30 protein-coding genes are annotated in these 26,171 nt (G+C 42.4%); 10 read left to right on the forward strand and 20 right to left on the reverse strand.

Going from position 1 to position 26,171, the window contains the following annotated elements; genetic code table 11:
• Positions 1-64 precede the first annotated feature (64 nt).
• Positions 65-346 (reverse strand): Fpa/YlaN family protein, encoded by a 282-nt coding sequence (locus tag ATL39_RS05900; protein ID WP_120192368.1) that lies wholly within the window; start codon positions 344-346, stop codon positions 65-67.
• 168 nt (positions 347-514) lie between these two features.
• On the opposite strand from ATL39_RS05900, the gene ATL39_RS05905 reads away from it, so the two are divergent.
• On the forward strand, positions 515-1,018 hold the full coding sequence (locus tag ATL39_RS05905) for a peptidyl-prolyl cis-trans isomerase (RefSeq protein WP_120192369.1): 504 nt from the start codon (positions 515-517) through the stop codon (positions 1,016-1,018).
• Here ATL39_RS05905 and ATL39_RS05910 read toward each other — a convergent pair whose 3' ends face one another.
• Together ATL39_RS05910 and ATL39_RS05915 are read right to left on the reverse strand one after the other, a co-directional pair.
• Positions 1,019-2,347 carry a PhoH family protein gene (locus ATL39_RS05910; protein ID WP_120192370.1) on the reverse strand — a complete coding sequence of 443 codons (1,329 nt, stop codon included), beginning with the start codon at positions 2,345-2,347 and terminating at the stop codon, positions 1,019-1,021.
• Between the two features lie 89 nt (positions 2,348-2,436).
• A complete protein-coding gene (locus ATL39_RS05915; protein WP_120192371.1) occupies positions 2,437-2,892 on the reverse strand; it encodes a pyridoxamine 5'-phosphate oxidase family protein in 456 nt (151 codons plus the stop codon).
• Positions 2,893-3,105: 213 nt separating this feature from the next.
• Between ATL39_RS05915 and ATL39_RS05920 the strand changes: the two genes are divergently transcribed.
• A complete protein-coding gene (locus tag ATL39_RS05920) occupies positions 3,106-3,306 on the forward strand; it encodes a YlaI family protein (protein WP_120192372.1) in 201 nt (66 codons plus the stop codon).
• 106 nt (positions 3,307-3,412) lie between these two features.
• Here the strand turns inward: ATL39_RS05920 and ATL39_RS05925 are convergent, their stop codons facing one another.
• Positions 3,413-3,766 (reverse strand): YlaH-like family protein, encoded by a 354-nt coding sequence (locus tag ATL39_RS05925; protein ID WP_120192373.1) that lies wholly within the window; start codon positions 3,764-3,766, stop codon positions 3,413-3,415.
• A gap of 45 nt (positions 3,767-3,811) precedes the next feature.
• Positions 3,812-5,644, reverse strand: a complete 1,833-nt coding sequence (gene typA, locus ATL39_RS05930; RefSeq protein ID WP_120192374.1) for a translational GTPase TypA — start codon at positions 5,642-5,644, stop codon at positions 3,812-3,814.
• Positions 5,645-5,826: 182 nt separating this feature from the next.
• Between typA and ATL39_RS05935 the strand changes: the two genes are divergently transcribed.
• Entirely contained in the window at positions 5,827-6,006 is a 180-nt protein-coding gene (locus tag ATL39_RS05935; RefSeq protein WP_120192375.1) for a DUF5325 family protein, read from the forward strand.
• A 14-nt stretch (positions 6,007-6,020) separates the two neighbouring features.
• On the opposite strand, the gene ATL39_RS05940 is transcribed toward ATL39_RS05935, so the two are convergent.
• From ATL39_RS05940 to ATL39_RS05960, 5 genes are all read right to left on the reverse strand, one after another.
• Complete coding sequence (locus tag ATL39_RS05940; protein WP_120192376.1) at positions 6,021-6,260, reverse strand: hypothetical protein; 240 nt, start codon at positions 6,258-6,260, stop codon at positions 6,021-6,023.
• 59 nt (positions 6,261-6,319) lie between these two features.
• Positions 6,320-6,973, reverse strand: coding sequence for an O-methyltransferase (locus ATL39_RS05945; RefSeq protein ID WP_120192377.1), 654 nt, complete (start codon positions 6,971-6,973; stop codon positions 6,320-6,322).
• 22 nt (positions 6,974-6,995) lie between these two features.
• The gene (gene map / locus ATL39_RS05950; RefSeq protein WP_120192378.1) at positions 6,996-7,745 is read right to left on the reverse strand and encodes a type I methionyl aminopeptidase; all 750 of its coding nucleotides are present in this window, start codon (positions 7,743-7,745) and stop codon (positions 6,996-6,998) included.
• 70 nt (positions 7,746-7,815) lie between these two features.
• Positions 7,816-8,877 carry a zinc-binding metallopeptidase family protein gene (locus tag ATL39_RS05955; RefSeq protein ID WP_120192379.1) on the reverse strand — a complete coding sequence of 354 codons (1,062 nt, stop codon included), beginning with the start codon at positions 8,875-8,877 and terminating at the stop codon, positions 7,816-7,818.
• A 138-nt stretch (positions 8,878-9,015) separates the two neighbouring features.
• A complete protein-coding gene (locus tag ATL39_RS05960) occupies positions 9,016-9,480 on the reverse strand; it encodes a flavodoxin (protein ID WP_120192380.1) in 465 nt (154 codons plus the stop codon).
• 198 nt (positions 9,481-9,678) lie between these two features.
• Between ATL39_RS05960 and ATL39_RS05965 the strand changes: the two genes are divergently transcribed.
• Positions 9,679-10,524: a DegV family protein gene (locus ATL39_RS05965; RefSeq protein WP_120192381.1), complete on the forward strand. Its 846-nt coding sequence runs from the start codon at positions 9,679-9,681 to the stop codon at positions 10,522-10,524.
• 58 nt (positions 10,525-10,582) lie between these two features.
• Here ATL39_RS05965 and ATL39_RS05970 read toward each other — a convergent pair whose 3' ends face one another.
• The gene (locus ATL39_RS05970) at positions 10,583-11,494 is read right to left on the reverse strand and encodes a Gfo/Idh/MocA family protein (protein WP_170146849.1); all 912 of its coding nucleotides are present in this window, start codon (positions 11,492-11,494) and stop codon (positions 10,583-10,585) included.
• Between the two features lie 196 nt (positions 11,495-11,690).
• Between ATL39_RS05970 and ATL39_RS05975 the strand changes: the two genes are divergently transcribed.
• Both ATL39_RS05975 and ATL39_RS05980 read left to right on the forward strand, forming a co-directional pair.
• Complete coding sequence (locus ATL39_RS05975; protein ID WP_120192383.1) at positions 11,691-13,292, forward strand: ATP-binding protein; 1,602 nt, start codon at positions 11,691-11,693, stop codon at positions 13,290-13,292.
• A gap of 15 nt (positions 13,293-13,307) precedes the next feature.
• Positions 13,308-14,009: a response regulator gene (locus ATL39_RS05980; protein WP_120192384.1), complete on the forward strand. Its 702-nt coding sequence runs from the start codon at positions 13,308-13,310 to the stop codon at positions 14,007-14,009.
• Between the two features lie 28 nt (positions 14,010-14,037).
• On the opposite strand, the gene ATL39_RS05985 is transcribed toward ATL39_RS05980, so the two are convergent.
• From ATL39_RS05985 to ATL39_RS06000, 4 genes are all read right to left on the reverse strand, one after another.
• Positions 14,038-15,369, reverse strand: a complete 1,332-nt coding sequence (locus ATL39_RS05985) for a CitMHS family transporter (protein ID WP_120192385.1) — start codon at positions 15,367-15,369, stop codon at positions 14,038-14,040.
• Positions 15,370-15,578: 209 nt separating this feature from the next.
• On the reverse strand, positions 15,579-16,427 hold the full coding sequence (locus ATL39_RS05990; RefSeq protein WP_120192386.1) for an MIP/aquaporin family protein: 849 nt from the start codon (positions 16,425-16,427) through the stop codon (positions 15,579-15,581).
• 217 nt (positions 16,428-16,644) lie between these two features.
• A complete protein-coding gene (locus ATL39_RS05995) occupies positions 16,645-17,442 on the reverse strand; it encodes an inositol monophosphatase family protein (RefSeq protein WP_120192387.1) in 798 nt (265 codons plus the stop codon).
• A 158-nt stretch (positions 17,443-17,600) separates the two neighbouring features.
• Complete coding sequence (locus ATL39_RS06000) at positions 17,601-17,789, reverse strand: hypothetical protein (RefSeq protein ID WP_120192388.1); 189 nt, start codon at positions 17,787-17,789, stop codon at positions 17,601-17,603.
• Between the two features lie 197 nt (positions 17,790-17,986).
• Here ATL39_RS06000 and ATL39_RS06005 point away from each other — a divergent pair, with 197 nt between their 5' ends.
• Entirely contained in the window at positions 17,987-18,628 is a 642-nt protein-coding gene (locus tag ATL39_RS06005; protein WP_120192389.1) for a YktB family protein, read from the forward strand.
• Between the two features lie 46 nt (positions 18,629-18,674).
• On the opposite strand, the gene ATL39_RS06010 is transcribed toward ATL39_RS06005, so the two are convergent.
• Positions 18,675-18,953 carry a UPF0223 family protein gene (locus ATL39_RS06010; RefSeq protein ID WP_120192390.1) on the reverse strand — a complete coding sequence of 93 codons (279 nt, stop codon included), beginning with the start codon at positions 18,951-18,953 and terminating at the stop codon, positions 18,675-18,677.
• Between the two features lies 1 nt (position 18,954).
• Positions 18,955-19,917, reverse strand: coding sequence for an NAD(P)H-dependent flavin oxidoreductase (locus tag ATL39_RS06015; RefSeq protein WP_120192391.1), 963 nt, complete (start codon positions 19,915-19,917; stop codon positions 18,955-18,957).
• 95 nt (positions 19,918-20,012) lie between these two features.
• Between ATL39_RS06015 and ATL39_RS06020 the strand changes: the two genes are divergently transcribed.
• Positions 20,013-21,488, forward strand: a complete 1,476-nt coding sequence (locus ATL39_RS06020) for an aminotransferase class I/II-fold pyridoxal phosphate-dependent enzyme (protein WP_120192392.1) — start codon at positions 20,013-20,015, stop codon at positions 21,486-21,488.
• A 24-nt stretch (positions 21,489-21,512) separates the two neighbouring features.
• Here ATL39_RS06020 and ATL39_RS06025 read toward each other — a convergent pair whose 3' ends face one another.
• The gene (locus ATL39_RS06025; protein WP_120192393.1) at positions 21,513-22,091 is read right to left on the reverse strand and encodes an XRE family transcriptional regulator; all 579 of its coding nucleotides are present in this window, start codon (positions 22,089-22,091) and stop codon (positions 21,513-21,515) included.
• A gap of 73 nt (positions 22,092-22,164) precedes the next feature.
• Here ATL39_RS06025 and ATL39_RS06030 point away from each other — a divergent pair, with 73 nt between their 5' ends.
• Positions 22,165-23,097: a DMT family transporter gene (locus tag ATL39_RS06030; protein WP_120192394.1), complete on the forward strand. Its 933-nt coding sequence runs from the start codon at positions 22,165-22,167 to the stop codon at positions 23,095-23,097.
• A 38-nt stretch (positions 23,098-23,135) separates the two neighbouring features.
• On the opposite strand, the gene ATL39_RS06035 is transcribed toward ATL39_RS06030, so the two are convergent.
• The gene (locus tag ATL39_RS06035; protein ID WP_120192395.1) at positions 23,136-23,261 is read right to left on the reverse strand and encodes a GapA-binding peptide SR1P; all 126 of its coding nucleotides are present in this window, start codon (positions 23,259-23,261) and stop codon (positions 23,136-23,138) included.
• 145 nt (positions 23,262-23,406) lie between these two features.
• Positions 23,407-24,222: a polysaccharide deacetylase family protein gene (locus ATL39_RS06040; RefSeq protein WP_245960929.1), complete on the reverse strand. Its 816-nt coding sequence runs from the start codon at positions 24,220-24,222 to the stop codon at positions 23,407-23,409.
• 295 nt (positions 24,223-24,517) lie between these two features.
• Between ATL39_RS06040 and ATL39_RS06045 the strand changes: the two genes are divergently transcribed.
• A complete protein-coding gene (locus ATL39_RS06045; protein ID WP_120192396.1) occupies positions 24,518-26,107 on the forward strand; it encodes a glycine betaine uptake BCCT transporter in 1,590 nt (529 codons plus the stop codon).
• Positions 26,108-26,171 lie beyond the last annotated feature (64 nt).

Raw genomic sequence — 26,171 nt, forward strand, 5'->3', positions numbered from 1 at the left:
AAAGTCGAAATTTTTTTCGGGTGTTTCATACATAAAAAAACAAGCTGCGGCCTGCAGCTTGTTTTTAACTATTTACTGTTGCTTCATGGAAAGCGGAAAGCTTCCGCTCTAGTTCGGAAAGAATATGTTTACCCGTCGCATCTTCAATAAGATTCAAACGGATAGCAAAGTCTATCTCACGGGAAAGACCAAACATCTGCGTATCCAATACCTCTTCATAAAGAGGACATTGAGGCATGGTTAAGTTTTCCATCTGGACTTCAATCAGTTTTCTGATTTTTTCGGCATCGGCAACAAGAAGGGCATATGCTTTTTCTTTATGTTCGGTTTCTGCCTTTACGCTCAAGGTGACCCCTCCTAATATTTAGCTAATTAAATCTATCTTATCTATTTACCGGGAAAAATGCAAGAAAGTATTGAAAAGTTCACCATTTTTAAACATCCTGCTTATTTTCCAAGACTTCCTTTCCTATGATATTATAGTACTATTGCATATACAAGGAGGAATCACATTATGGAGTTTATTCTTTTCATATATGGAAATACCAAATACACGATTACCATTGATCCTACCGTTTGGATTTTTGATGACAGAAAAGTTGATTTGACCACCTGGTTTGAGCAGGAGAAAAAAGCAGACACTTCTCTTGAAGAATATACACGGGCTGCTTCTGAGCATTGGGATAGAGAAATGACAGAAGGCGCCCGCATTCCAAAACGAACAAAAACAAATGAGGTCCGGAACAAAAAAGAAACGCTGATTAATGGTACCTTCGGCATTCCTTTTCACTCTTTTATTGAAAATGCAGAACCTGGTGAAGACGCCTCTAAAGTAGTTGTAGAACGTTCTGAAGGATCAGAACTTATTGTAGATCTGGATACGGCAAAAGACTTTATTGCAGGATTTTCCAAAGACGGGGCCAGCCTGAAAGAAGACGGACCTGTTCATATTTATTATGGAAACGGGGATAATAAAGAAAATCCCATCACTTTCGTGACAGGATTCCGCATCGTTTAGCTACAATAGATCAGCTGCGAGCTGGGCAAGGCCGGATCTTTCTCCCTTTTCCAGCTTTACGTGGCCGCTGATCGATTGATCTTTGAACACTTCCACCACGTAGGCAAGCCCGTTATTTAATTCATCTAAATATGGGTGATCAATTTGTTTCGGATCCCCCATCAATACAATTTTACTTCCTTCCCCTACTCTTGTCAGGATAGTTTTCACTTCATGTTTTGTTAAATTCTGCGCTTCATCAATAATAATAAACTGATCAGGAATACTTCTGCCCCTAATGTATGTCAGTGCTTCTACTTCAATAGAACCCATTCCGGCTAGAATTTGATCGAGTTCGCCGGGCTTTTTAGCGTTAAATAAATACTCGAGGTTATCGAAGATTGGCTGCATCCACGGCCTCAGTTTTTCATCTTTTTCACCAGGAAGGTAGCCTATATCTTTTCCCATTGGCACAACGGGTCTTGCCACCAGCAGCTTATTGTAATTGCCGTAGTCTTCCGTAAGCATAAGTCCACAGGCAAGCGTTAGAAGCGTTTTTCCTGTTCCTGCTTTTCCGGTAAGAGTAACGAGCGGAATATCGTTTCGTAAAAGAAGCTCGAGCGCCATTTTTTGTTCCACATTCCGTGGCTTAATACCCCAGGCGTGCTCGTGTTCATTCGTAAAAGGCACTAATTGGGTTGCTGCCGTATTAACCTTACAAAGAGCAGACGAAGATCCTCCTGCGCTGTCCCGAAGCACGACAAATTCATGCGGGTACATCCCTTTTTCTTCTAATTGTTCCAGTGGAAGCGCATTCTCTGCATAGAAGGTATCAATAAGATCTTTTGACACAGCGATATGCCGCTTGCCTCTGTACATATTATCAAATTCCGTTACGCGGTCATTCAGGAAATCTTCAGCATGCAGGCCCAGAGCATCAGCTTTTACACGCACCAGCCCATCTTTGCTTACTATAATAACGCTTTTTCCTGTTTTTTCTTCAAGCTGCTGCGTATGAAGATTATGGGCTACTGCTAAAATACGGTTATCGTTTGTTACCTCTATAAACATGTCTTTTAGATACTGATAGGATTTATGGTTCAGCTCTACCCGTACAGAACCGCCTGAATCAAGCGGCACGCCTTCATGAAGCTTCCCTACAGCTCTCAGGCTGTCCAGAATTCTGGCAGTCTCCCGGGCATTCCGGCCGATTTCATCCATGTATCGCTTTTTTGAATCAATTTCTTCCAGCACTACCGCTGGAATCACAACATCGTTTTCTTTAAACTGGTATATAGCACGAGGGTCCTGAAGAAGCACATTAGTATCGAGCACGTATATTTTTTTCAACGTTATTCCCCCCAGAAGTAAGTGAAAGTCTGTTCTATTCTTATAAGAATAGAATGATGTCTATAGGTTGTGGAGGAGGCCGTATACGATCAGACTGTTTTCATGGCCTTCATCACTTGATTATCCAGCTTTGCTGCCGCTTCCGCGTCGTATGTTTTTTCGTAGCGCGGCTCCAGCGTCATCTTAGCTCCGTAAAACATAATATCCTTTACTTCCTTAATATCGAGTTCCGCCAGCGCCAGCTTAATAGGCACATCTTCTATTTCTTCTTTGAGTATTTTCACTTCGCCGGCAATCGCATACGTAGATCCGTTGCCTATAACAGTAATGACGATTCCGGAATTGTGCTTCATGTTTTCCATCATTTTGGACCGATTATCAATAGTAAATCGAAGTGTTTCTCTATCCGGTGCGTATATCCACGAGAGAACTCTCACATCTGGAGCCTTCGTTTCATAATCTACTGTAGTTAATGAAATGTACCGTTCTTTTTTTAGAAGAGCCAGCAGTTCATCGTTGAGATTTTTTTCCATTCGGTTTGCCATTCCATAACCCCCTTATGTATTTTTTAATTCCCTTAACAGGCGATGCGTATGCCTATTATTTTACATATACGACATTTCAGGTGGAAACTCCTTTAATTTCCTGTTCACTAATCGTTCTTTGGAAGTTCATCAGTGATAGCCTTCCACCTTTCATGTTATACTATAAATGAAACAATCTCGATAAAATTGCTCATCCTACTGGAGGATTTAGATATGAAAGTCAAATGTGTACTCTGCGATGACATTCATGATCTTGATGATGGAAATCCGCTGGCTAAGAAGCTGCGGAACCGCCCGATTCATACGTATATGTGCGAAACCTGCCGGGCACGAATTGCTAAACGTACAGAAGAAAGAGCGGAGACCGGTAATTTTCATTTATACCGGGACCCTACTCAGGATGATGGATGGTAAAACATGCTGTGTCAAAAGCGCTCCCCCGGGAGCGTTTTTTTGTATCCATTCTTTTTTCTCCGTATAAGCTGTAATAAAAAAAGCTTTCCCAAAAGGGAAAGCTTTTTTATGCAGATGGCTGCTGGTTCTGCTCTTGTTTATGGCGTTTCAGCCGCAGACGATATATGGCCAGCACAACTGCTGCTGCAAATAAAGACTCCACTACCGCCATCCCAATAGCAAAGATAGTTAAAGGAAGGGCACCTATGAGAAGGGCACTATAAACGATAACGTTTTTGAGCAGAGGCAGCTTTCGTGCAAAACCCATGTTGAACACAAGAATACACATAATTACTACAGCTGCATACAAAAGCCAAAAGCCCGTAATCGGATATTCATGGATGCCAAGCATACCGGCCGTCCATGACAGCTGATCCTGCGTGACAGCAATATCTCCGGAGTTGGTTGATCCGCCGTTCATTACGTTTCCCTCCTCATGAAATGCCGTTTATGCTGAGGTAGTGCTTTATTTCGATACTTTGCTCCGCTTCTCATCGCGCTCTCTGGCACTCTTATCAAGAATCTTTTTACGAAGGCGGATTGATTTTGGTGTTACTTCACAGTACTCGTCCTCGTTTAGATATTCCAATGCTTCTTCAAGCGTCAGAATTCTTGGGCGCTTCATCGTAACCGTGTTGTCTTTGTTAGCGGAACGAACGTTTGTCTGCTGCTTCATCTTAGTGATGTTAACAGTTAAGTCGTTGTCACGCGTGTGCTCACCGACGATCATACCTTCGTATATTTCCGTACCCGGCTCAAGGAAAAGGGTACCGCGGTCTTCTACCTGCATCATGCCGTAAGGAGTACATTTTCCTGTTTCCATAGAAACAAGTACACCCTGGCGGCGTCCGCCGACCTGTCCGCTGTGAAGGGGACGATAGCCGTCAAACACGTGGTTAATAATACCGTAACCTTTAGTCTGTGCCATAAATTCCGTGGAATAACCAATAAGGCCTCTGGAAGGAACATAAAATTCCATGCGGACCTGACCGTCTCCACGGTTAACCATGTCACGCATTTCTCCTTTTCTTTCTCCAAGAGATTCCATTACTGCACCAGTATAGTCTTCCGGTACATCTACCTGCACCCGTTCAACCGGCTCAGATACAACACCATCTACTTCTTTAATAATAACCTGGGGCTTGGATACTTGAATTTCATAACCTTCACGGCGGAGGTTTTCAATGAGAATACTCAAATGAAGCTCGCCTCGTCCTGAAACTGTCCATACGTCCGGCGATTCGGTGTGTTCCACGCGGAGGCTGACATCCGTTTCAAGCTGTGTCATCAGACGTTCTTCAATTTTTCTGCTTGTAACGTAGTCGCCTTCACGGCCTGCAAAAGGACTGTTGTTTACAAGAAAAGTCATTTGAAGAGTAGGTTCATCAATACGAAGTGCCGGAAGCGGATCCTGGTGATCTGCCGGACAGATTGTTTCTCCGACCATGATGTCTTCAATACCTGCAATAGCAATAAGGTCACCGGCTGTTGCCACATCGATTTCCATACGCTTCAATCCCATAAAACCGAAAAGCTTTGTAATTCTAAAGCTTCTAACTGTACCATCAAGTTTAATTAAAGAAACCTGATCTCCGTTTTTAATGGTTCCCCGGAATACTCTTCCAATACCGATACGTCCAAGGTAATCATTATAATCAAGCATAGTAACCTGGAATTGTGCCGGCTCGCTGCTGTTATCAATAGGTGCCGGTACAGTATCAAGGATAACATCAAACAGGATATCCATTTTACCATCCTGGTTCTCTGAATCCATGCTTGCTGTTCCATTAATTGCAGAAGCAAATACTACCGGAAACTCGATCTGCTCTTCATCAGCGCCAAGCTCGATGAATAGATCAAGTACTTCATCCACGACCTCATCAGGACGGGCCATAGGACGGTCAATTTTGTTCACTACTACAAGAGGAGTAAGCTTTTGTTCCAATGCTTTCTTAAGCACAAAACGTGTCTGCGGCATACATCCTTCGTATGCGTCCACTACTAGAAGTACACCATCCACCATTTTAAGGATACGTTCAACTTCTCCGCCAAAATCGGCGTGTCCTGGAGTATCCATTATGTTAATGCGGGTGTCTTTATACTTTACTGCCGTGTTTTTAGCAAGAATAGTAATACCGCGTTCTTTTTCAATGTCGTTATTGTCCATTGCACGCTCATCGACATGCTCATTTTCCCGATACGTTCCAGACTGTTTTAACAGCTCGTCTACCAATGTTGTTTTTCCGTGGTCAACGTGAGCTATAATAGCAATATTTCTTAAATCATTACGTAATTCCATTCGTTTACCGCTCCTATCCGATACTATCATTCCTTAACCTATCAATTGTAGCACATTCCCTTTTGATTGGAAGTACTTTTTGCTTAATTAAGGTAAAATATCTGTCATGCTTTTAAATTCTCTTATTCCATTGTAGACTATTAAGTAGAATAAAGTAATAGCGAAAAGTGGTGTTTACTACGATGACTGCAGTAAAATGGGTATTTCTTTTCCTCGCCTTTCTTGCTACTTTCAGCATTGCCAGCCTTGGCATTGCTGTTGCAGAAGGCTCTCTTTTGATTGCTGTACTATGTATTGCCGGTTTGCTCGTATCTTTTTATGGTGCGAGAAAATTACGTGTAAAGCAGCAGTCCAACGCATAAGAAAACAGCAGTGTTCATTGAACGCTGCTGTTTTTTTCTGCTTTATTTTCATCCGGTGCGTAAGCATAGGCATGCACAGCCGCAATTCCCGCCACAAATATGGAAGGCGCATATACGGTTGTGAACAGTGCAATATATATTATAAAAAAAAGGATTCCGCTGATGAATTTTTTTAAATACATCTGCCCTATTCCGGGGAGCAGCAATGACAGCACGGTGGCAATCACTGCTTTTTTCCCTTTTAAATGTTTCATTCTTTCACCTGCCTTAGATCAGCCGTTTCCGCTGCCGGCACATATCTGCACCGGCCGTATTATTCCCGGTTTTCGTTTTTTACAACCCGGGATACAGTAATTCCGTCTCCACTTGGTATAAGGGTGGATTCCAGCTGAGGATGTGATGCTACTTTTTCATTAAACTGCCGGATGGCTTCCGTGTAGCGCTTATCTTCCAGGTCGGCATTGAACACGGTATCTCCTGCCAGAACGTTATCTGCGACAATTAAAGCCTGGGGATTGGCAAGTTCTACAGCATAATCGAGATAATTTACATAATTCTTTTTATCCGCATCAATAAAAATAAAATCGTAGGAATTTTCACTTTCTCTTAGATGCTTTAATGTATCAAGGGCCTCGCCGACCATAATGGTTGTCTGGCCTTCAAATCCGGCGCGGATATGGTTCTGCTTGGATACCTGCGCAAAATCTTCATTTACTTCCAGGCTGGTTAAATGTCCTTCTTTTCCAAATCCTCTGGCAAGGCAGATACCGCTGTACCCTCCGAGGGCACCGATTTCCAGTATGTTTTTGGAACGGGATATTTTCACCAGCATAGTTAATATCTTTCCTACATTAGGGCTCACGGAAATTTCCGGCATATTGTTTTCCCGGATCGATTTGAGTACCTCTGTTAATTCATCATCATTTGGCTGAAAAACGGATTGAATATAATCATTTACTTGTTTCATCCTGCATTCCTCCTACAATATTTTATGACTGCCGGGTTAATATTATAGGCTCATCCTCTGTAATGATGATCGTATGTTCATACTGAGCCGATTTTTTCCCATCTTTTGTACGGGCTGTCCAGCCGTTGCTGTCCATTCTGCTGTGCCAGCTTCCTTCATTAATCATCGGTTCTATAGTTACCGCCATCCCTTTTTTCAACCGCTGTCCTTTGCCGGCTTCTCCATAATGGGGAATTTGTGGATCTTCGTGAATAGTACGTCCAATGCCGTGACCGGAAAAATCCCTGACTACGGAATAGCCTTCTTTTTCTGCATAGCTTTGGATCGCATGGCCGATGTCACCAATTCTATTCCCATCCACCGCCTGCTCTATACCTAAATCGAGGGATTGTTTAGTGACTTTCAGTAATTTTTCTGTCTTATCGGATACTCTGCCGGCTTTATAAGTCCAGGCCGAATCTGCCAGCCCTCCCCTTAAATTGACTACCATATCCACGGTAACAATATCCCCTTCTTTTAATAAAGAAGCTCTCGGAAAGCCGTGGCAGATTTCATCATTTATGCTGGCACAGGTAGCGTACTTATATCCCATGTATCCTTTCTGCTCAGGCACTGCTCCATGTTTTTTTAAATATGTTTCCACAAACGCATTTATTTCTTTCGTAGAAACACCCGGCTTTATGCGCTGCTCTATTTCTTTATGGCATGATGCCAGAAGTTTACCGGCATCTTCCATCAACTGTATTTCTCTTTTTGTTTTTAATGAAATCAAACTAAAGTATCCTTTCTTTATTCAGGATGGTGTTTATTATACTATCTTTATCTTCGCACGTGTATAGATATCAATCCAATATCAGCGGCTGAAAAGATGTATCAGCCCCCAGACCTTCAATATAAGCCGCCAGCAGGGTAATTACGTCCTCTATATCCTCGAGGCTTGCTGTTTCAACAGGAGAGTGCATGTAACGGAGAGGAAGAGATACATTAACTGTAGTAATTCCGCTGCCCGTATAGCGGATCTTGTCTGCATCTGTTCCTGTTTGTCTTGGGGTTAGTTCATATTGTATATTTATACCCTGCTTTTCTGCCGTCTCTTTTAATCCAAGACCGGCTTTTTTATTTACCGGAGGACCTACAGCGAGTACTGGGCCTCCGCCCAGCTTCACTTCCGGCTGACCGCCCCGGTTGGAACCCGGATAATCGTAAGCAAATGTTACATCAATTACTATGGCCAGATCCGGCTGAATGGCAGCTCCTGCATAGTACGCACCGCCCATATTGGTTTCTTCATTCACTGTACTGACTGCTGCTACGCTGGCCGGAATTGTTTTCAGTTTTAAACGTTTTATCGTTTCTGCCGCGATAAATGCACCTGTACGATTATCCAGACCCCTGCCGCTTATTTTATTTCCAAAAAGTAATTCCGGAGATCTATGGTAAACGGCTGTATCACCAATAGATATAACTTCGGCGACCTCTTCTCTATTAGACGCTCCGCAGTCAATGAACAAATCGGAAAAAGAAAAGCCGTCTCCGGTCCCTCCCTGATGCTCGGCATTCACCCCGAATACCCCGGTAACAACTTCTTTTTCCCCCAGTATGTCTACCTTCATACCAAGCGCAGGCTTATGACTGATACCGCCAAGTTTTTCCACTCGTATATAGCCCTCTGCATCTATTTCTTTAACCATAAAACCAATCTCATCGCAATGGCCGGCGAGCATAATTTTTAATGTGCCCTCTGGATTAATAATTGAAATAGCGTTCCCCGCTCCATCCGCTCTCTGCTCGTCGGCAAATGGCTTCGTGTAATTGAGCCACTTCCGCTGGATATCTTCTTCGCTTCCGGAAGGAGATGGAGTGTTGAGCAATGTTAATAAAAAATCCATGCTGGATTTATCCATTCCGTATCCTCCTAATGGTAATATTTTTGTCTTGATTCGCTTATATCATAAGCAGTTTAGCACGGCAGGAGTTTTTTTGAAATAATGATTCAAAAAAACAGACAGCTGGGTTTCTTCATACCCAAATGCCTGCTTTCATTAAGCCTTCTGAAGATGTATTTTCCACTTAACTAAAAACTGCTGTGCAAATTCCTCGCAGCGGGTTATTTCTTCACCTTCCGGATCCAGCTCAATTTTTAAGTTAGGTTCCACAAGCACGGCTCCTTTTTTCTGAAGCTTCATGCTGACTGTATCTACTGCTGCTCCATATTCCAGGTAGGAGGAATCACAGGAACCAAAGCAGGCGGCCGGTATCCCCTTCAGGTCAATGTCTTCCATATCATCATAGAAATCTTCCAGTTCATACGGCAGATCTCCATCTCCCCATGTGTACGTTCCAAATAATATACCATCGTAGCTTTCCAGTTCTGCAGCTTCGATATCATCCATATCGATATGCCTTCTTGTTACATCTGCATGAGGCTTGAGTTGACTCTGTATAATATCAGCTATTTCCTCTGTATTTCCGGATAAGCTGGCAAAAACAAGTAGAATAGAAGCCATCGCAGCGTTCTCCTTTCAACTATCAGGATACACTCACCATAACTGATAATGATTATCAATGTCAATGTTGACGATACTAGAAAGTTCTGACATTGACTTCTCCCCGCCTGTTTGATACGTTTAATTCACTTTGTATACGTTGGTATACTGGGATCTTTCATGATTTTAATTAAATGACAGGAAAGCAGGCGTCTATTTATGAAAAAAATAAAAATCGTAACGGATTCAACTCTTGATATGAGTGAAGAAGACATTCTAAAGTACGGAGTAAAAGTAGTTCCGCTTTCTATTTCCATAGATGAAGAAACCTTTTTGGACAGAATAGATATTTCTCCACAGGAATTCATAAAAAAAATGAAAGCTTCTAATGAATTACCTAAAACCTCCCAGCCTTCTCCGGGTGCTTTTGCCAAGGTATACGATGAGATTCATAAAGAAGGTTTCCAGGTTTTATCGATACATGCCTCAAGCGGACTCAGTGGTACGATTAATGCTGCCTATACTGCTTCTGAGATGACAGAAGCTGATGTCACTATAGTAGATTCCAAGTTCATTTCGAAAGCGCTGTCTTTTCAAGTGGAAGAAGCATGCGAGATGGCAGCCGAGGATAAATCCATGGCTGAAATAGTTACGAAATTGGAACAGGTTCAAAAGAACACCCACCTGTTTGTCGTAGTGCATACTCTGGAGAATTTAATAAAAGGCGGCCGGATTGGGAAAGGACGCGGACTGATCGGCACTCTGCTTAAAATAAAACCTATTGCTGTTCTTGAAGATGGTGTATATGCGCCGGTAACAAAAGTAAGAAGTTCCTCTCAGGTCATTCGTTTTCTAAGTGAACAGTTCGCTTCCGATACTGCCGGACGCACCGTTAAAAAAGCCGGCATTGCTCACGCGGATGGAAAAGAGCTTGCTTTAAAAACATCTGAGGCGATCAGAAAAACTGCTCCCGGGCTTACCATTCCCATTGAGGACACTACACCGGTTATCAGCACACACACAGGTCCCGGTGCCATAGCTTTTATGTACGAATTAGAGGAATAAAAAAAACAAGCTGCCGCAAGGGAGCTTGTTGATTCATCTTAATAGATCGGAACTATTATTACTTACTGAATTCTAATTTTTGAATAATATCTTCAGCCAGTTCATGCACAAGGCGGACCTGGTCATTTGTGTTTTCCGCAGGCGATGAACCATTCCGAACTGCAGACAGGAAATCTTCAATCATAGGTGTAAATCCTCTCTTCGTTAATGTTGGTTCCCAGTCATCTTCTGCCTGCTTTTCTGTTCGTTTATCTTTTAAAATATACAGCTCCCGAACATTCTCCGCTACTCTTTTTTCATCCGCTCCGGCCGCTTCCGCACGTTCCTCCGATGCTCCATTCACTCTGTTCATTACAGCGATTGCTGTACTCCCTCCGCCTGTTATCTGCACCACTGCGTGATGCAGGCAGTTTTCTTTCACTTCACCGGAAACATGCACGTGTTCAATATCGTGCGGAAATAGAAAAAGAACAGTATCAATCACATGGATAAAATCATCCAGCACAAATTCTCTTACAGTATCCAATTGGAAGGTTCGGTTTTTCTGCATCAGAATCATAGTAGGGTCTTTTACTTCTTTAAGCTTCTGGTAGACTTTAGCATACCGCCTGTTAAATCCAACCATAAGTAATAAACCTAGTCGATTTGCTTTATCAATCAACCGGTTGGTGGCCTCTGCATTATTTGTTAACGGCTTATCTACATACACATGTATATTGTGATCGAGTAGAAAATCAATAATTTTCTCATGGGAGTCGGTGGATGAATGAACAAAGGCTGCATCAAGCTTTTGTTCTACGAGAGTTTCTAAAGAGGTGTGGCCATTACTAATATGAAAACGATCCATTACGTCCTGCAGTACTTGTTCATTTCTGGTGCACAAGTGAATATCTATCTGCTTCATTTGGGATATACTGGGCAGATATGCTTTTAACGCTATATTACCTAGTCCAATTATTCCTATTTTCATGATTCCCTCCAGTAGAACGTTTTTTTTATAGTATAGCAGGTCCATGCCATGACCTGAATCCTTCTTTTTCCATCAGCCACCTTTAAGAAAATCTCATGCGCTTCCCCCAGGAGTGTTTTCTTTCCAGGTGCTTCTTTAGTTTTGACTATGGAAGGCTATATAATAGAAGGAGATTCCCAGGATAGGATGGATACATATGTTTTCTTCTTTTAAGCAGTTTCCCTTAAAGCTCCTGCATAAAATGATTTTATTAATGAGCGTGCTTTTAGTTATCAGCATTGGCACAGCTGCCTTTTTTGTGTTCGTAGTGCTTTCCGATTCCCTGGAAAAAAATGTAGGTGACAATGCTTTGAATCTTGCGATTACAGTAGCTAATATACCTGATATACAGGAAGCATTCGGCAGAGAAAATCCTGAAGCTGTTATTCAGCCGATAGTGGACCCGATGCGCGAGCAGACCGATGCTGAATTTATTGTAGTAGGCAATACCGAAGAAATACGTTACTCCCATCCGGATCCGGACCGTATAGGAGAGCAGATGATCGGAGCAGACAATGACCGTGCTCTGCTTCGGGGCGAAAGCTATGTAAGCCGGGAGGAAGGATCGCTTGGCCCTTCTATCCGCGGTAAGGCACCTGTTTATGATGAAGACGGCACAATTATCGGAGTTGTGTCTGTTGGTTTCCTTGTAAACGAAGTAAATGATACGATAAACGCATTTCGTACAGAAATCATGTTTCTTCTGGCTTTTCTGCTGACCGTCAGTATTATAGGTGCCGTGTTTATTGCCTATCATATAAAAAAACAATTATTCGGCCTAGAACCGGCAGAAATTTCACAGCTTTATCTTCAAAAAGAAACGATACTGCAGACTACTTATGAGGGAATTATTGCTTTTGACCGCCACTTTGAGCCAACTTTAATTAACCATGCTGCTTCCACTATTGCAGCTTCCTTAAAATACTCCCATAAAGATGAAAAAGAAAATTATCTCGTCGGCCTGATCCCTGCTTCCATGGTAGAGGATGTATACTATTCCGGAGAAAGCTTGTCGAAGCAGGAAATACCATTTGATAACACGACTTTAATACTGAGTCTTATTCCGATTAAACATGAAAAAGAATCTGTAGGAGCAGTTGCTTCCTTTCACCATAAGTCCGAGCTGGATGTAATGGCGAAGGAACTATCCCAGACGCTGCAGTATGCAGATACATTGAGAGCGCAGTCACATGAGTTTTTCAACAAGCTATTTACTATTTCAGGAATGCTGCAGCTTGGAAAAAAAGAAGACGCCGTTCAGTATATCCAAGAAGAAACCAATATCCAGCAGAGCCGCCTGCAGTTTTTCATTAAAAATGTATCTGATCCGGCACTGGCAGGACTTTTAATCGGAAAGTACAATCAGGCTTCTGAATTAAAAACAGCCCTGCATATTGACGAGGAAAGCAGCTTAACCTCTCTACTGTCCGAACAACAGCGCAGAACGCTGTTAACCGTTATCGGTAATTTAATCGAGAACGCCTTTGACGCATTGGCAGGGCAGCCTGATCCAGCTGTATGGATTCATTTTCATGATGCCGGTAACAATATTATTATAGAAGTTGAAGATAATGGTCCTGGTATTTCTGAGGATGTAACAGATTCTTTATTTGAAAAAGGAATAACGACAAAACAAGAAAAAGACCGCGGTATCGGACTTCACCTCTGTCATATCCAGATAAAGGAGGCAGGCGGCACAATCTATGTAGAAGAGGGAGAATACGGCGGTGCCTGCTTTATTGCAGTGATCCCTAAATAAAAGGAGGAATCGGCGTTGACCACGCTAAGCGTATTAATTGTAGAAGACGACTTCAGAGTTGCCGGCATCATCGAAGATGCGGTTCATAATAGTTCCTCGTACCAGGTTATCAATAAAACCAAAACAGCACGGGAAACAATCGATTTTCTTAAAAGCTGTCCCTCGCTTCCAGACTTAGTTCTTCTCGATGTATATATTCCGGATGCGGACGGCCTTTCCCTTCTTCGTGAGATACGGGAGTTATACGGGAAGCTTGATATTATTATGATTACGGCTGCCCGCGAGACTGAAACGATACAGGAAGCAATTCGATCAGGTATTTACGATTATATTTTAAAGCCGATAGATTTTCAGCGGTTTCAGGAAACGCTGAAGCAATATGCCAGCCATCATGCCATGCTTCAGCAGCAGGAAGAGCTTGAACAGGAGGATATCGATCGGCTTATCCATCAGAAGAAAAACACGGCTTCCCGACTGGACGAAGTGCTGCCTAAAGGAATCGATCCTGCCACTCTTGAACATATTAAACATTCCCTTAATAAAGAGCAGGCGGGCGTTTCTGCAGCAAAAGCTGCCGGCCTGGCAGGGGTAAGCCGCCCTACAGCCCGGCGTTATCTGGAATATCTGGCCAGCATAAATTATGCAGAAGTATTTTCAAGCTACGGAGATCCGGGAAGGCCTCAGCGTCTTTACCAGGTTACAGCCCGTAGAAATTAAAAAGCACCTGCCGGGGCAGGTGCTTTTTCTATACTCCTATAATGCCAATCATCCATGCAACGCCTAATAGAATGATGCTGAACCCCCATACCCAGAAAAACGAATAGCGCAGGTGCCTGCCCATCTCAATACCAGCAAGGCCAAGTCCAAGCCATAAAGCAGGGGCAAATGGACTCACCATCGTTCCAATGATATTTCCAATTACCAGCGTATATATAATCGTTGTTGAAGCTACTCCTGCCTGAGAGACAATTTGTTCTACAATTGGAACCAAGGCAAAGTAATAAGCATCTGTACTTAATACTAAATCAAATGGAACACCGAACAAGCCGATAATAATGTGCAGATATGGAATAAAAACAGCCGGCAGCAGGTTAACAATATCCCCTGCCATTTCATCAAGCATTCCCGTTCCTTCTAAAATTCCTAAAAATGAACCCGCAGCCAAAATAATACCTGCCATCATCAGGGCATTTGGTGCGTGGGCCTTAATGCGGTCCATTTGCTCATCCACTTTTGGGTAATTCAACGGAAGTGCAATCGCAAGACCTATCATAAATACAAATCCGGAAGGAAGAAAGCCGCTCATCAGCATGCCTATTACCCCAGCGGTCAGCAGAATATTAATCCACAGCAGTTTCGGTCTTCTCAGCTTTTCCCGCTCTTCCTCATGAACCGTCATTTCCTTTGCAGTCACATCTACGGCTGCAGCTGATTCACGGTACGCTTCTATACCAAATTTTTGTTCTATACGTTTCTTCTCTCTCCATCCAAACAATGCTCCGATAATAAACAGCAGTCCGATTTCTATAAGCTGAAGAGGAATGAGAGGCCTCCACAATTCGACAGGATCCATATTCAATACAGAAGCCGCTCTCCCGATCGGTCCTGCCCAGGGAAGCAGGTTCATCACTCCAATACTCAGGACAACAAGCAGCATCAATAAATAAGGACTCATATGCAGTCGTTTGTATAAAGGCAGTAGTGCAGGGATCGTAATAAGAAAGGTTGATGCCCCCGATCCGTCAAGTCCTGCAATGATTGCAATAGCGATAGTTACCATCGCTACGATTATCACATTTCCTCTTGTAAGGGAAACAAGTTTTTTTATTATTGGATCAAATAAACCAGCATCCTGCATAATTCCGAAAAACAATATAGCAAATATAAACATAATAACGACAGATATGACGGCATCAATACCATCTTCAAAGTATCCTGTTAATTCAGCGGCACCGGTCCCCAGAAGCAGTGCACTAATAACAGGAATAAGTATTAATGCTACTACGGGGGATATTTTTTTGGTAATAAGCAGGGTAACAATAGTAAAAATCGTTATAAATCCTAATAAACTAGTCATTATTCGTTCCTCCTCCACTCTATCTTCGGTTAGCTTTATTTGTATGCGCTTGCATAATAAAGCAGAAAGATTTATCTGCTAAATTTATCAGACAATTCTTTCGAGTGTAACCTTAGAAACATATTGAAATGAAAAGAAAGTTAAAAACATTCTGCTCATAAAAATGAACAAAAAAAAGCCCTCTGCTTTTAGCAGAGAGCTGTTGAACGCTACATTTTAGGTGTTGCTTTTTCATGAACAATATTGCGTCCCGGTCTGTCTTGTTTCGTTGATTTGCGCTCCATCATAATGGTTGTAAGCTGAACAGCCAAGAATACAGCTAATACGATGAAATAAGCCGGCGTGGTTATTCCATTAAACCAGGAATTATAGCTGAGTGCCCCGAGTGATCCGCCAAGAAGCGGTCCTACTATTGGTACCCAGGCATAGCCCCAGTCTGACTTTCCTTTTCCTGCAATAGGCATGAAAAAGTGTACAAGCCGCGGTCCAAAATCACGTGCCGGGTTGATTGCATACCCGGTAGTACCGCCGAGAGATAAACCGATAACAATAATTAACGCTCCTACAATGAGAGGATTCAATCCTTCCGTAAAATCGTTTGCTCCGATAGCCAGGATTCCGAATACCAGCATAAATGTACCGAGTGCTTCACCAAAAAAGTTGGACGGCCGGAAACGAATTGCCGGATCTGTAGCAAAAACTGCAAGTTTTGCACCCTGATCTTCTGTTTCTTTGAAATGAGGATAGTAGTGGAGCCATACGAGCGTGCCTCCAATAAATGCTCCAATCACCTGAGCTGCAATGTAGCCTGGTACGCTTGCCCAAGGGAAATCTCCTGCCATTGCAAGACCAACCGTTACAGCTGGATTAATGTGCGCATCACTTATCTGTCCTACCGCATAAATAGCCATTGCAACCCCGAGACCCCAGGCAATAGTAATAACTATCCAGCCGGACCCTTCTGATTTTGATTTCTTCAATACTACGCCTGCTACAACACCACCACCGAAAATAATAAGTATCATTGTGCCCAGCAGTTCTCCAATAAATGGCGACATGTTTGTTCCTCCTTTATATTATTAAAAATTATAAATATTCAGAAAATAAAAGCTGTTTTCCTAGGTTACAGCTATCGCTACGCAAAAAAGACCAGTGGAAAATTAATCACGATACTATCGGCGTGAAAAATATCTACTGGTCTCATCTTCTCTTAGTAGCTCTTCATTAACTTAACTTGATTATAAACGCATATGAAAACGTTGTCAAAGACTTTTTTTACTTTATTTCCGGCATATAAGACAGTAATTCCTCATGCAGGGAAGGAGCACTTGCAATAAACGTTCCCTTTTCCAAAAGTGAGGGATTTTCATTAGAAAATGTCGTAGCGGATGCTCCTACCTCTTTTAATATAATTAAACTTCCGGCATAATCCCAGGGAGACAGTCGAAGATTAATATACGTATCGAGCCTTCCACAGGCAACATAGCACAATTCCAGCGCAGCTGAACCATAGGAACGGGCACTCCTCGATTTATGTACCAGGTCATGAAGCTTTTCCCCGCCATTTTTATGCTCCCATACAAGCCAGCGGCTGTTCAGGCCGACTATTGCTTTTTCAAGCGTTACCGGTTTTCTTTTTTCCAGTTGTTTATCATTTTGGAAGGCACCTTCCCCTTTTAGAGCTGTAAACCATTCCCGCTTCATCACGTCATAGACAATCCCCAGCTGCCCTACCCCATCTTCAAAAATTCCTATTGAGATGGCAAAGTTATACTGCTGATGAACAAAATTAGTCGTACCGTCAATAGGATCTATAATCCAGAGCACGCCTTTAGTAGAACGAAGCGACTCTCCTGTTCCTTCTTCCCCCAGCATTTGATGGTGCGGGTAATGAGCCGCTATTTTTTCTTTAAAGAAAGCTTCTGTTTGATAGTCCATTTCGGTTACTAAATCATTCACATTTGATTTTGTTTCTATATTTAAAGGTTTATCCATAGAGGTTCTTATCGTTTCCCCTGCTTCTTCAACCCAGCCTTTCACTATATGTAATAATTCTGGATAGTTTATACTCACCTTGACCACTCCTACTATTGTGTCTGTTTCTACATCTTATCTTATTTCCCGAAAAATGTCGCTTGTAACCATGACGCTTGAAAAAGAAAAGCCCGCCTGCGGCGGACTTTGATTTATTGGATATTCACTTATGTTTACCTGCTGGCTGCATTTATTTATTATACTTCAAGCCGTATTAGTTCCTGCCGGAATTTTTCAAGCCTGATTTTACAGTTTGCGATTTCATCCATGCAATTTTGTATTAATGCATCATGCAGCGTCACGAGTTCATAGTCTATTTCAAGCTTCAATACTGGAATCCGCTCTTCGGCATCTCTTCTTTTCAGCGTTTCTATGACTTGTTCCATCGTCTCCACACCCCTTTTTTAAATGGATATTCTCTGGACCTGGCTGCATCGGCACATATAACAAAATTTTCAGACATTTTGTTTCTGATAGTATATCACATGATTAATGAAAAGCAACAAAAAATCTCCTGCTAATATTTGCGACTTTTTTTAATAACGGATATGATGTATCTATTGGAAAAAAGGGGGAAACACACATGGACTTTACAGGATTTTCGCAGCACGATTTTGATGCATTTTCTATTGAAGGGCTGGATGGCCGGATGAAAGCTATACAAGAGCGTATCCAGCCTAAATTCCAGCAGCTTGGTACAGCTCTTTCTGAAGAACTGACGATGGAGCTCAATAAAGAAATGTTTCTGCATATTGCAAAACACGCCCGCCGCAAAGTAAATCCACCTAATGATACATGGCTTGGCATTGCGGATAATAAAAGAGGCTATAAAAAACACCCTCATTTTCAGGTAGGCATGTTCGATGACCATGTTTTTGTATGGCTTGCTTTCATTTATGAAATGCCTGACAAAGCAAAAGCTGCCGATCGTTTTCTAGAGCAGCTGGACATGTTCGAAAATCTCCCCGGTGAATTTGTTATTTCTCCGGATCATATGAAAAAAGAGGCTTATGCACTTGAGAATCTTTCCGAAGAAGAATTGTCAACTATGCTGAAGCGTTTCCGTGATGTGAAAAAAGGCGAATTACTGATTGGCCGTCATTATCAGGCAGGAGACGCCGTTCTTCAGGACGGTGAAGCATTTTTTAACGAAGCTCTTTCTGTTATGAGGCAGCTGATCCCATTTTATCAGCTTTCTTTTGAGAAACAGAAGCAGTATCAATAATATAATAAAGCCCTTCCGGAATCATTTTCCGGAAGGGCTTTATATATTAACTCATTTTAATAAGCGCTGCGCTTTCTGCTTTTCTCGCAGCCTGCACAGTGTGCCAGCACGAGACATTTGTTTTTCCTTCAAATTCACCGCAGATTGTTTTTTCTTCGGATTTTGAAGGGACCACTTTTTTAAAACGATTGTAATGATCCAGGAGTACTTCTTTTTTCACTCCTTTGTCGTATGCTTTTTCAATAATTGTAAAAAACTCCACTACATCTACCACTTCTTCTGTAGACCAATCCATTGAAATTGGAATATTTACTGATTCTTCCATGTTATTCTCCTTTCCATCTGTTACGGATTTGTTCTGCCTGCCCGATTAATGAATCAATTAGTGTTTCAACATTGGGACAGTCGTCTATAGAAGCAGCAATTTGGCCCGCCCAGCCGAATCCATTTTCTTTTTTTCCTTCATATATATAGGCTTTATTTGCTTCTCCGCTGATCAGATGCTTTATATTTTCGTAAGAAGGGTTTTGTTCTTCTGCTTCCAGTATCTGTTCTGTCCATGTATTCTTAAGTGCTCTGGCAGGAGCGCCCAGCGTTCTTTTGATTACTACCGTATCACCATCGCCGGCTTCTATCAATGCCTGCTTGTAAACATGATGGGCATGTACGCATTCTTTTGTAGCGATAAACCTTGTCCCCATTTCAATACCTTCTGCTCCGAGCGAAAAAGCAGCCATCAATCCACGACCATCTCCAATGCCGCCGGAAGCAATAACCGGGATGGAAACAGCGTCGACGACCTGTGGGATAAGCACCATCGTTCCGGTATCATTCCGTCCTAAATGCCCTCCACCTTCCTGACCCACAACCATTACAGCATCCGCGCCAAGTTCTTCTGCTTTTACCGCCTGCCGTTTAGCAGCCACGAGAACCAGCTTTTTAATAGGAGTATGTTCCAGCATGTCCAAAATAGGTTTTGGGTTGCCTCCAGTCATGGAGATGACAGGAACTTCTGCCTCAACAGCTGCCTGCACCATATGTTCAAAAGGGCGGCCGTGCTGGCCGATAGCAAAATTTACGCCAAAAGGACGATCCGTTTTCATCCGGACTTTACGTATTTCCTCGACCAGTTCTTCCTCATTATTTAAAGACATCGCCGTTATCTGACCGAGCCCGCCCGCATTTGATACGGCTGCCGCCAGATCCGAGTAGGCTAAATAAGCAAGCCCTCCCTGAATAATTGGATATTTGATTCCCAGCATAGATGTAATACGGGTTGTCCAGTCCATAATTTCTGCCTCCAGCAAATAGTATTTGTTTGCACCTGCCTGTATGTTTGGTATACTTTTTCTTGTTTTGAATTTTTAATAGAAGGAGCCGTCATATGCTCAACCAATGGGAAACACCTTTATTTCATGCGTTATTAAAGCATGCTTCCGCCGAACCAAAACCTTTTCATATTCCCGGCCATAAAAAAGGAAAAGGAATGAATCCCGAATTCCGGGATTTTATCGGCCATAATGCTTTATCTATAGATCTAATAAATATTGAACCGCTCGACGACCTCCATCATCCGCATGGCATCATCCATGAAGCACAGGAGCTTGCCGCCGACGCATTTTCTGCTGATTATACTTTTTTTTCGGTACAGGGAACAAGCGGCGCGATTATGACGATGATATTATCTGTCTGCGCCCCCGGTGATAAGATTCTCGTTCCGCGCAATGTGCATAAATCAATTATGTCAGCGATCATTTTTGCCGGTGCCGTTCCGGTATTTATTTATCCGGAACTTGATAAAAAACTGGGAATTTCGCATGGTATTACTCCAGCCTCTGTTCAGACCGCTGTGCAGGAACATCCCGAGGCGAAAGCTCTTCTTGTCATTAATCCTACTTATTTCGGCGTTTCTGCTGATTTGAAGCTGATCGTTGATACTGCTCATCAGGCCGGTATACCGGTTTTAGTTGATGAAGCCCACGGCGTTCACATTCATTTCCACCCGGATCTCCCCTTATCCGCCATGCAGGCAGGTGCTGATCTGGCCGCTACAAGCGTTCATAAACTTGGGGGGTCGATGACACAGAGTTCTGTATTAAACGTGAAGAAAGGACTGGTGGACCCCCACCACGTCCAGGCAGTAATGAGCATGCTCACTACCACCTCCACGTCTTATCTTCTTCTTGCTTCTCTGGATACAGCAAGAAAGTACCTTGCCACGCAGGGAGAGCGTCTGCTGGAGCAGACCATCGCTCTTGCTGAATCCGTGAGAAAAGAAGTTAACGCCATTCCCGGCCTGTACTGTCCGGGCCGGGAAATGCTCGACAGCAACGCCGCTTTTGCCTTTGATCCGACAAAAATTTTAATCTCTGTTGCCGATCTTGGAATAACCGGCTATGAAGTAGAGAAATGGCTTCGCTCCCAGTACAATATTGAAATTGAGCTTTCTGATTTATATAATATTCTCTGCATTATCTCCTTTGGAGACGACAGAAGCGATACAGATTTTTTATTACGCGCCCTTAGGAATCTATCCGAAGCGTTTGTCGGAGCCGGTAAACTTGGAAGTCCCGTCTCCATTCACCTTCCAGACATACCGGTTCTTGCCATCCCTCCGCGCGATGCTTTTTATGCACCTACGGAAACAATTCCCTTTGAAGAAAGCGCCGGCCGGATTATTGCTGAATTTGTTATGATTTACCCCCCAGGTATTCCCGTCCTGCTTCCTGGTGAAGTGATTACGGAAACCAACATTGTTTATATTAAAGAAAATGCCGCGGCCGGGCTTCCTGTTCAGGGACCGGAAGATTCTTCCCTTGAACAAATACGTGTTATCAAAGAAGCACGGCCAATTCGTTAGAAGCACAGCAATGTGCTTCTTTTTTTATGTAGTAGTGCCCGAATATGTCATAACAAAATGAAGAACGGTTTCTTCCTCCTGGTTTCTGTTTACGTATCCGTGCTCTACGTCAGCGGTGAAGCTTACGCTGTCCCACTGTCTCAGTTCGACTATTTCCTCCCCAATCATAATGGCAGCCGATCCTTTCATCACGGTTACATATTCCACAACGCCCGGCTGGTGGCTTTCTGAAAAATAACTTCCACCCGGTTTCAAAAAAGCCCTGTGCATTTCTATTTTTCCGCTGTGAGTCGTGTGAAAAACAGTTTCAAGCGTACACGCTTCATTAGCACTAAGCATTTGATAGCCTTTTCCGCTTCTAGATATGGTAATGCTTCTTTCTTCCTCAAGCAGTGAAGAAATTGGAATCTGCAGACTGTTTGCCAGTTTCCACATAATAGATAAAGATGGATTTGCTTCCCCTTTTTCAATATTAATTAACGTCAGTTTACTTACAGAAGACATTTCTGCAAGCTCCTGAATTCCTATCCCCCGCTCCTTCCGATACTTTTTTAAGATGGTACCAAGCTTTTTTGATAGTCTAAGCGGATCTTCTTCTTTCATCTTTTACGCCCCCTTATAATTATAATTAACTTATGGTATATTATAATGAACTTTTTAAATTGAGGTGAAGTTTATGCGTGAAATGGGACTGGGGCTCTTAGCTTCTTTATTTTTTTCGATTACTTTTATATTAAACCGTGCTATGGAACTGGATGGCGGAAGCTGGGCATGGAGTGCATCCCTGCGATTTTTATTCATGATTCCTTTCCTTCTTCTTATTGTACTTCTGCGCAGGGGAGTGAAACAAGTATTCATTGAAATAGCCGCTAAGCCCCTCCCCTGGATAATATGGAGCTTTACAGGCTTTGTCCTGTTCTATGCCCCGCTTACATTTGCGGCTGCCTACGGACCGGGGTGGCTCGTTGCAGGCTCATGGCAGATTACGATTGTTGCCGGAGTACTCATATCTCCTTTTCTTTCTGCCTCCAGCCGCAAAGAAAAACTAAAGGATAAATGGCCGGTTCGTTCTTTATGGATTTCACTTTTCATTTTATCCGGTATTGCTCTTATTCAGGCCCAGTCCTTTACCTACATCTCTTCTCAGGATATGATGTTTATTCTTATTCCTGTGCTGGCAGCAGCTTTTGCATATCCGCTTGGAAATAGAAAAATGATGGATCTCTGTGACGGGAGACTGGATACTTTTCAGCGCATTTTAGGAATGCTGTTATGCACCCTACCTGTATGGCTTATTGTCGCAGGAATAGAATTAGTACAGTCCGGGCCGCCTTCTGTAAACCAGACCGTTCAGACGTTTATTGTAGCTGTCTGTTCCGGGGTAATTGCTACTACCTTGTTTTTCATCGCAACAAACGCAGCCAGAAAAAATAAAACTGCGCTCGCTTCCGTAGAAGCCACACAGTCCCTGCAGATTTTATTTGTCGTTGTCGGCGAATGGCTGCTTTTATCGAGCCCTATGCCAAACACCTATGCCTGGACAGGTATTTTTATTATTGTAGCAGGCATCATCATGCATAGCTTTTCCTCCAGGCGAAAAGGCAAATAAAAAACCGGAGAATTTCTCTCCGGTTTTTCTAGTTATATTTACCGTTGTCCGTGATTTTTTTTCTCAGAACCACATGAAGAGCAGGATGAGTACAGTGTAGCAACCTTTTCTCCTTCAAAGTGCTCAATTGTTTCGTTACATACCTGGCATACAATTGTTCCCATTCTAATCTCTCCCTTTTTTGTAAGCGTTTTAAAAATGCTGTACCTTTATATTAGTATGTCACATTTGCTTTGTCAACACTAAATAGTATAACTTATTTAAATATTAAAAGACTGCCCCTGAAATAGGGGCAGTCTTTTATATGCTTTAATTGGATTCAATATGAGCCGGATCAATAAAATCATAGCCATTTTCTTCGAATCCATCAATTATTTCCGGAAGAGCTTCGTTTGTCCACTCTCTATCGTGCATTAATAAATTAGCACCGTCTCTTACCAGCTCTGTGTTGACCATAATGTCTGCAAGTGCCTCTGCATTTTGATATTCCGGTTCCCAGTCATAACCATAGGTCCAGTTCATCCAAATCATATCTTCTTCTTCCATCAGCGCTTTTGAATACTCTGTATTCATACCAAACGGAGCACGGAAAAATTGTGGTTTTTCTCCTGTTATTTCTTCTATTTCATTATTAAGTTCTACTATTTCTGTTTTTTGTTCTTCTTCAGAAAGAGATGTCAGATCCGGATGCGACATGGTATGATTGCCAATCTCAAAGCCCATGTTATATATCGCCTGAAGATCTTTTTTACCTTCTTCGTCGTTAATGAAGTGCCCATTAACAAAGAAAATAGCTGGAATATCTCTTTCTTTTAACTTTTCAGCCATTTCCACCCCGTATGTATCAGGTGCGTCATCAATTGTTAAAAGTACAGCTGGATTTTCTGTTTCTGTCTCTGCCTGCAGAGAAGCATCCGCTTCATTCACAGAATAAGCTGCTGCATTATCCGATTGCTGCTCTTCCTCCTGCGATGATTCGGATTCGGTATCCGTTTCCTCCTGTTCAGCTGCTTCCTCAGTTTCTTCTGTTTCTTCCACTTCTTCCGCTTCTGAATTTTCCTGTCCGCTATCGGAACAGCCTGCTAACACAAGCGCCGTAAAACTAATCATCATAAACTTTTTCACTATGTATGCCTCCAGCCTGTAGAATATCTATATCATATCAAAACCATTAGATTAATTATATATATAAGGAATAAATTGTTAAATATATAGATAGTACGTAATGGATTTAAGATCACTTTTTCTGAATAAAACTTTTCGGGCCTATATATACTTAGTACTGAACTTGCAACATACCCGTACCATGTTATAATAATCTTTGTGGCTTTAAAGGGATTTTGCATGATACTTGCATAAATCGGTATAATATTACAAGCTGTAAAATTTTAAAATCGAAGAAAGGTGGTTGACGTCCGTTATGAAGAAATTAACACCCGTGTTCTTTATTTCCCTGGCAATTGCTATTGCTTTCATATTATGGGGTGTTATTGCTCCTGAAAATGTGAACAGTATTACAAGCGGAATCCAGGCTAACATTTCAGAATCATTTGGCTGGTTCTACTTAATTGCGGCAACAATCTTCTTGTTGTTTGCTTTGTTTCTTATTGTCAGCCCGTATGGAAAAATCAGATTAGGAAAACCGGATGAGCGGCCTGAGTATAGTTACTTTACCTGGTTTGCTTTTTTATTTACAGCCGGTATGGGAATCGGCCTTGTCTTCTGGGGCGTGGCAGAGCCACTTTACCATTACTATGGTCCTCCTGATCAGGAAGCAGAAAGTACTGCCGCAGCAGCAGCAGCGCTTCAGTATTCCTTCTTTCACTGGGGACTTCATCCGTGGGCTATTTACGCTATTGTAGCTCTTACTCTTGCTTACTTTAAGTTTAGAAAAGATGCACCTGGTGTAATCAGCGCCACATTCCGTCCTCTTATTGGCGACAAAGTGGATGGACCTATCGGTACTACTATCGATGTAATTGCTGTTTTTGCAACCATATTTGGTATAGCTACCTCACTTGGTTTTGGTGCCGTACAGGTAACCGGTGGTCTTGGTTATACATTTGACTTCATTACAAACAATACATTTACACAAGTAGTTGTCATTATTGTTATTACTGTATTATTCCTGGCTTCAGCTATGACCGGCCTGAACAAAGGTATACGGATCTTAAGTATGACAAACGTTGTACTTGCCATCCTGCTTATGCTGTTCGTGTTGATTTTAGGCCCTACTGTATATATTATGGATTCCTTTACGACCACAATTGGAAGCTATGTTCAAAACCTTCCAAGCATGAGTTTCAGTACAAATACATTCAGCGGTGACCGTGACTGGCTCGAAAGCTGGACCATTTTCTATTGGGCCTGGTGGATTGCCTGGTCTGCATTTGTTGGTACATTTATCGCACGCGTATCCCGCGGACGTACGATTCGCGAGTTTCTTATCGGTGTGCTTGCTGTACCGACTATTTTCAGCGGCCTCTGGTTCTCTGTATTTGGTTCAACGGCTATCTTCCTTGATGGACAGAACAGCGGAGGATTATATAACATCATGGTAGAACGCGGCGATGAAATTGCCTTATTCTCCCTGCTCGATCAATTTCCATTAAGCTCAGTAACACTCATTCTAGCCATACTGCTGATTATCTCCTTCTTTATTACATCAGCAGACTCCGGTACATTTGTACTCGGTATGCTAACAACAAATGGAAGCCTGAATCCTTCCAACTCTGTTAAATTCACATGGGGTATTATTATCTCGGCTGCTGCTGCCGTCCTTTTAATTTCCGGCGGTATCGGCGGTCTCGAGACGGCCATGATTATTGCAGCTCTGCCTTTCACCTTTATAATGCTGGCAATGATCGTCTCCCTCTTAAAATCGCTTCAGACGGAGCATGAAATTCTGCAGGCTGATAAATTAAATAATCAGGCTGAACGCAGACGCCTTCGTGAAGAAAGAGAAAAAATCAAAAAAGAAAAAGAAGATCTCAGCGCAGGAAAAAAATAATCATTTTAATTAAAAGGCTGTCCCTAAATGGGGCAGCCTTTTTTGTATGTATTTATACTATTTA

The organism is Sinobaca qinghaiensis (assembly GCF_003610495.1).
In the GTDB taxonomy this organism is placed as follows: Bacteria; Bacillota; Bacilli; order Bacillales; family Marinococcaceae; genus Sinobaca; species Sinobaca qinghaiensis.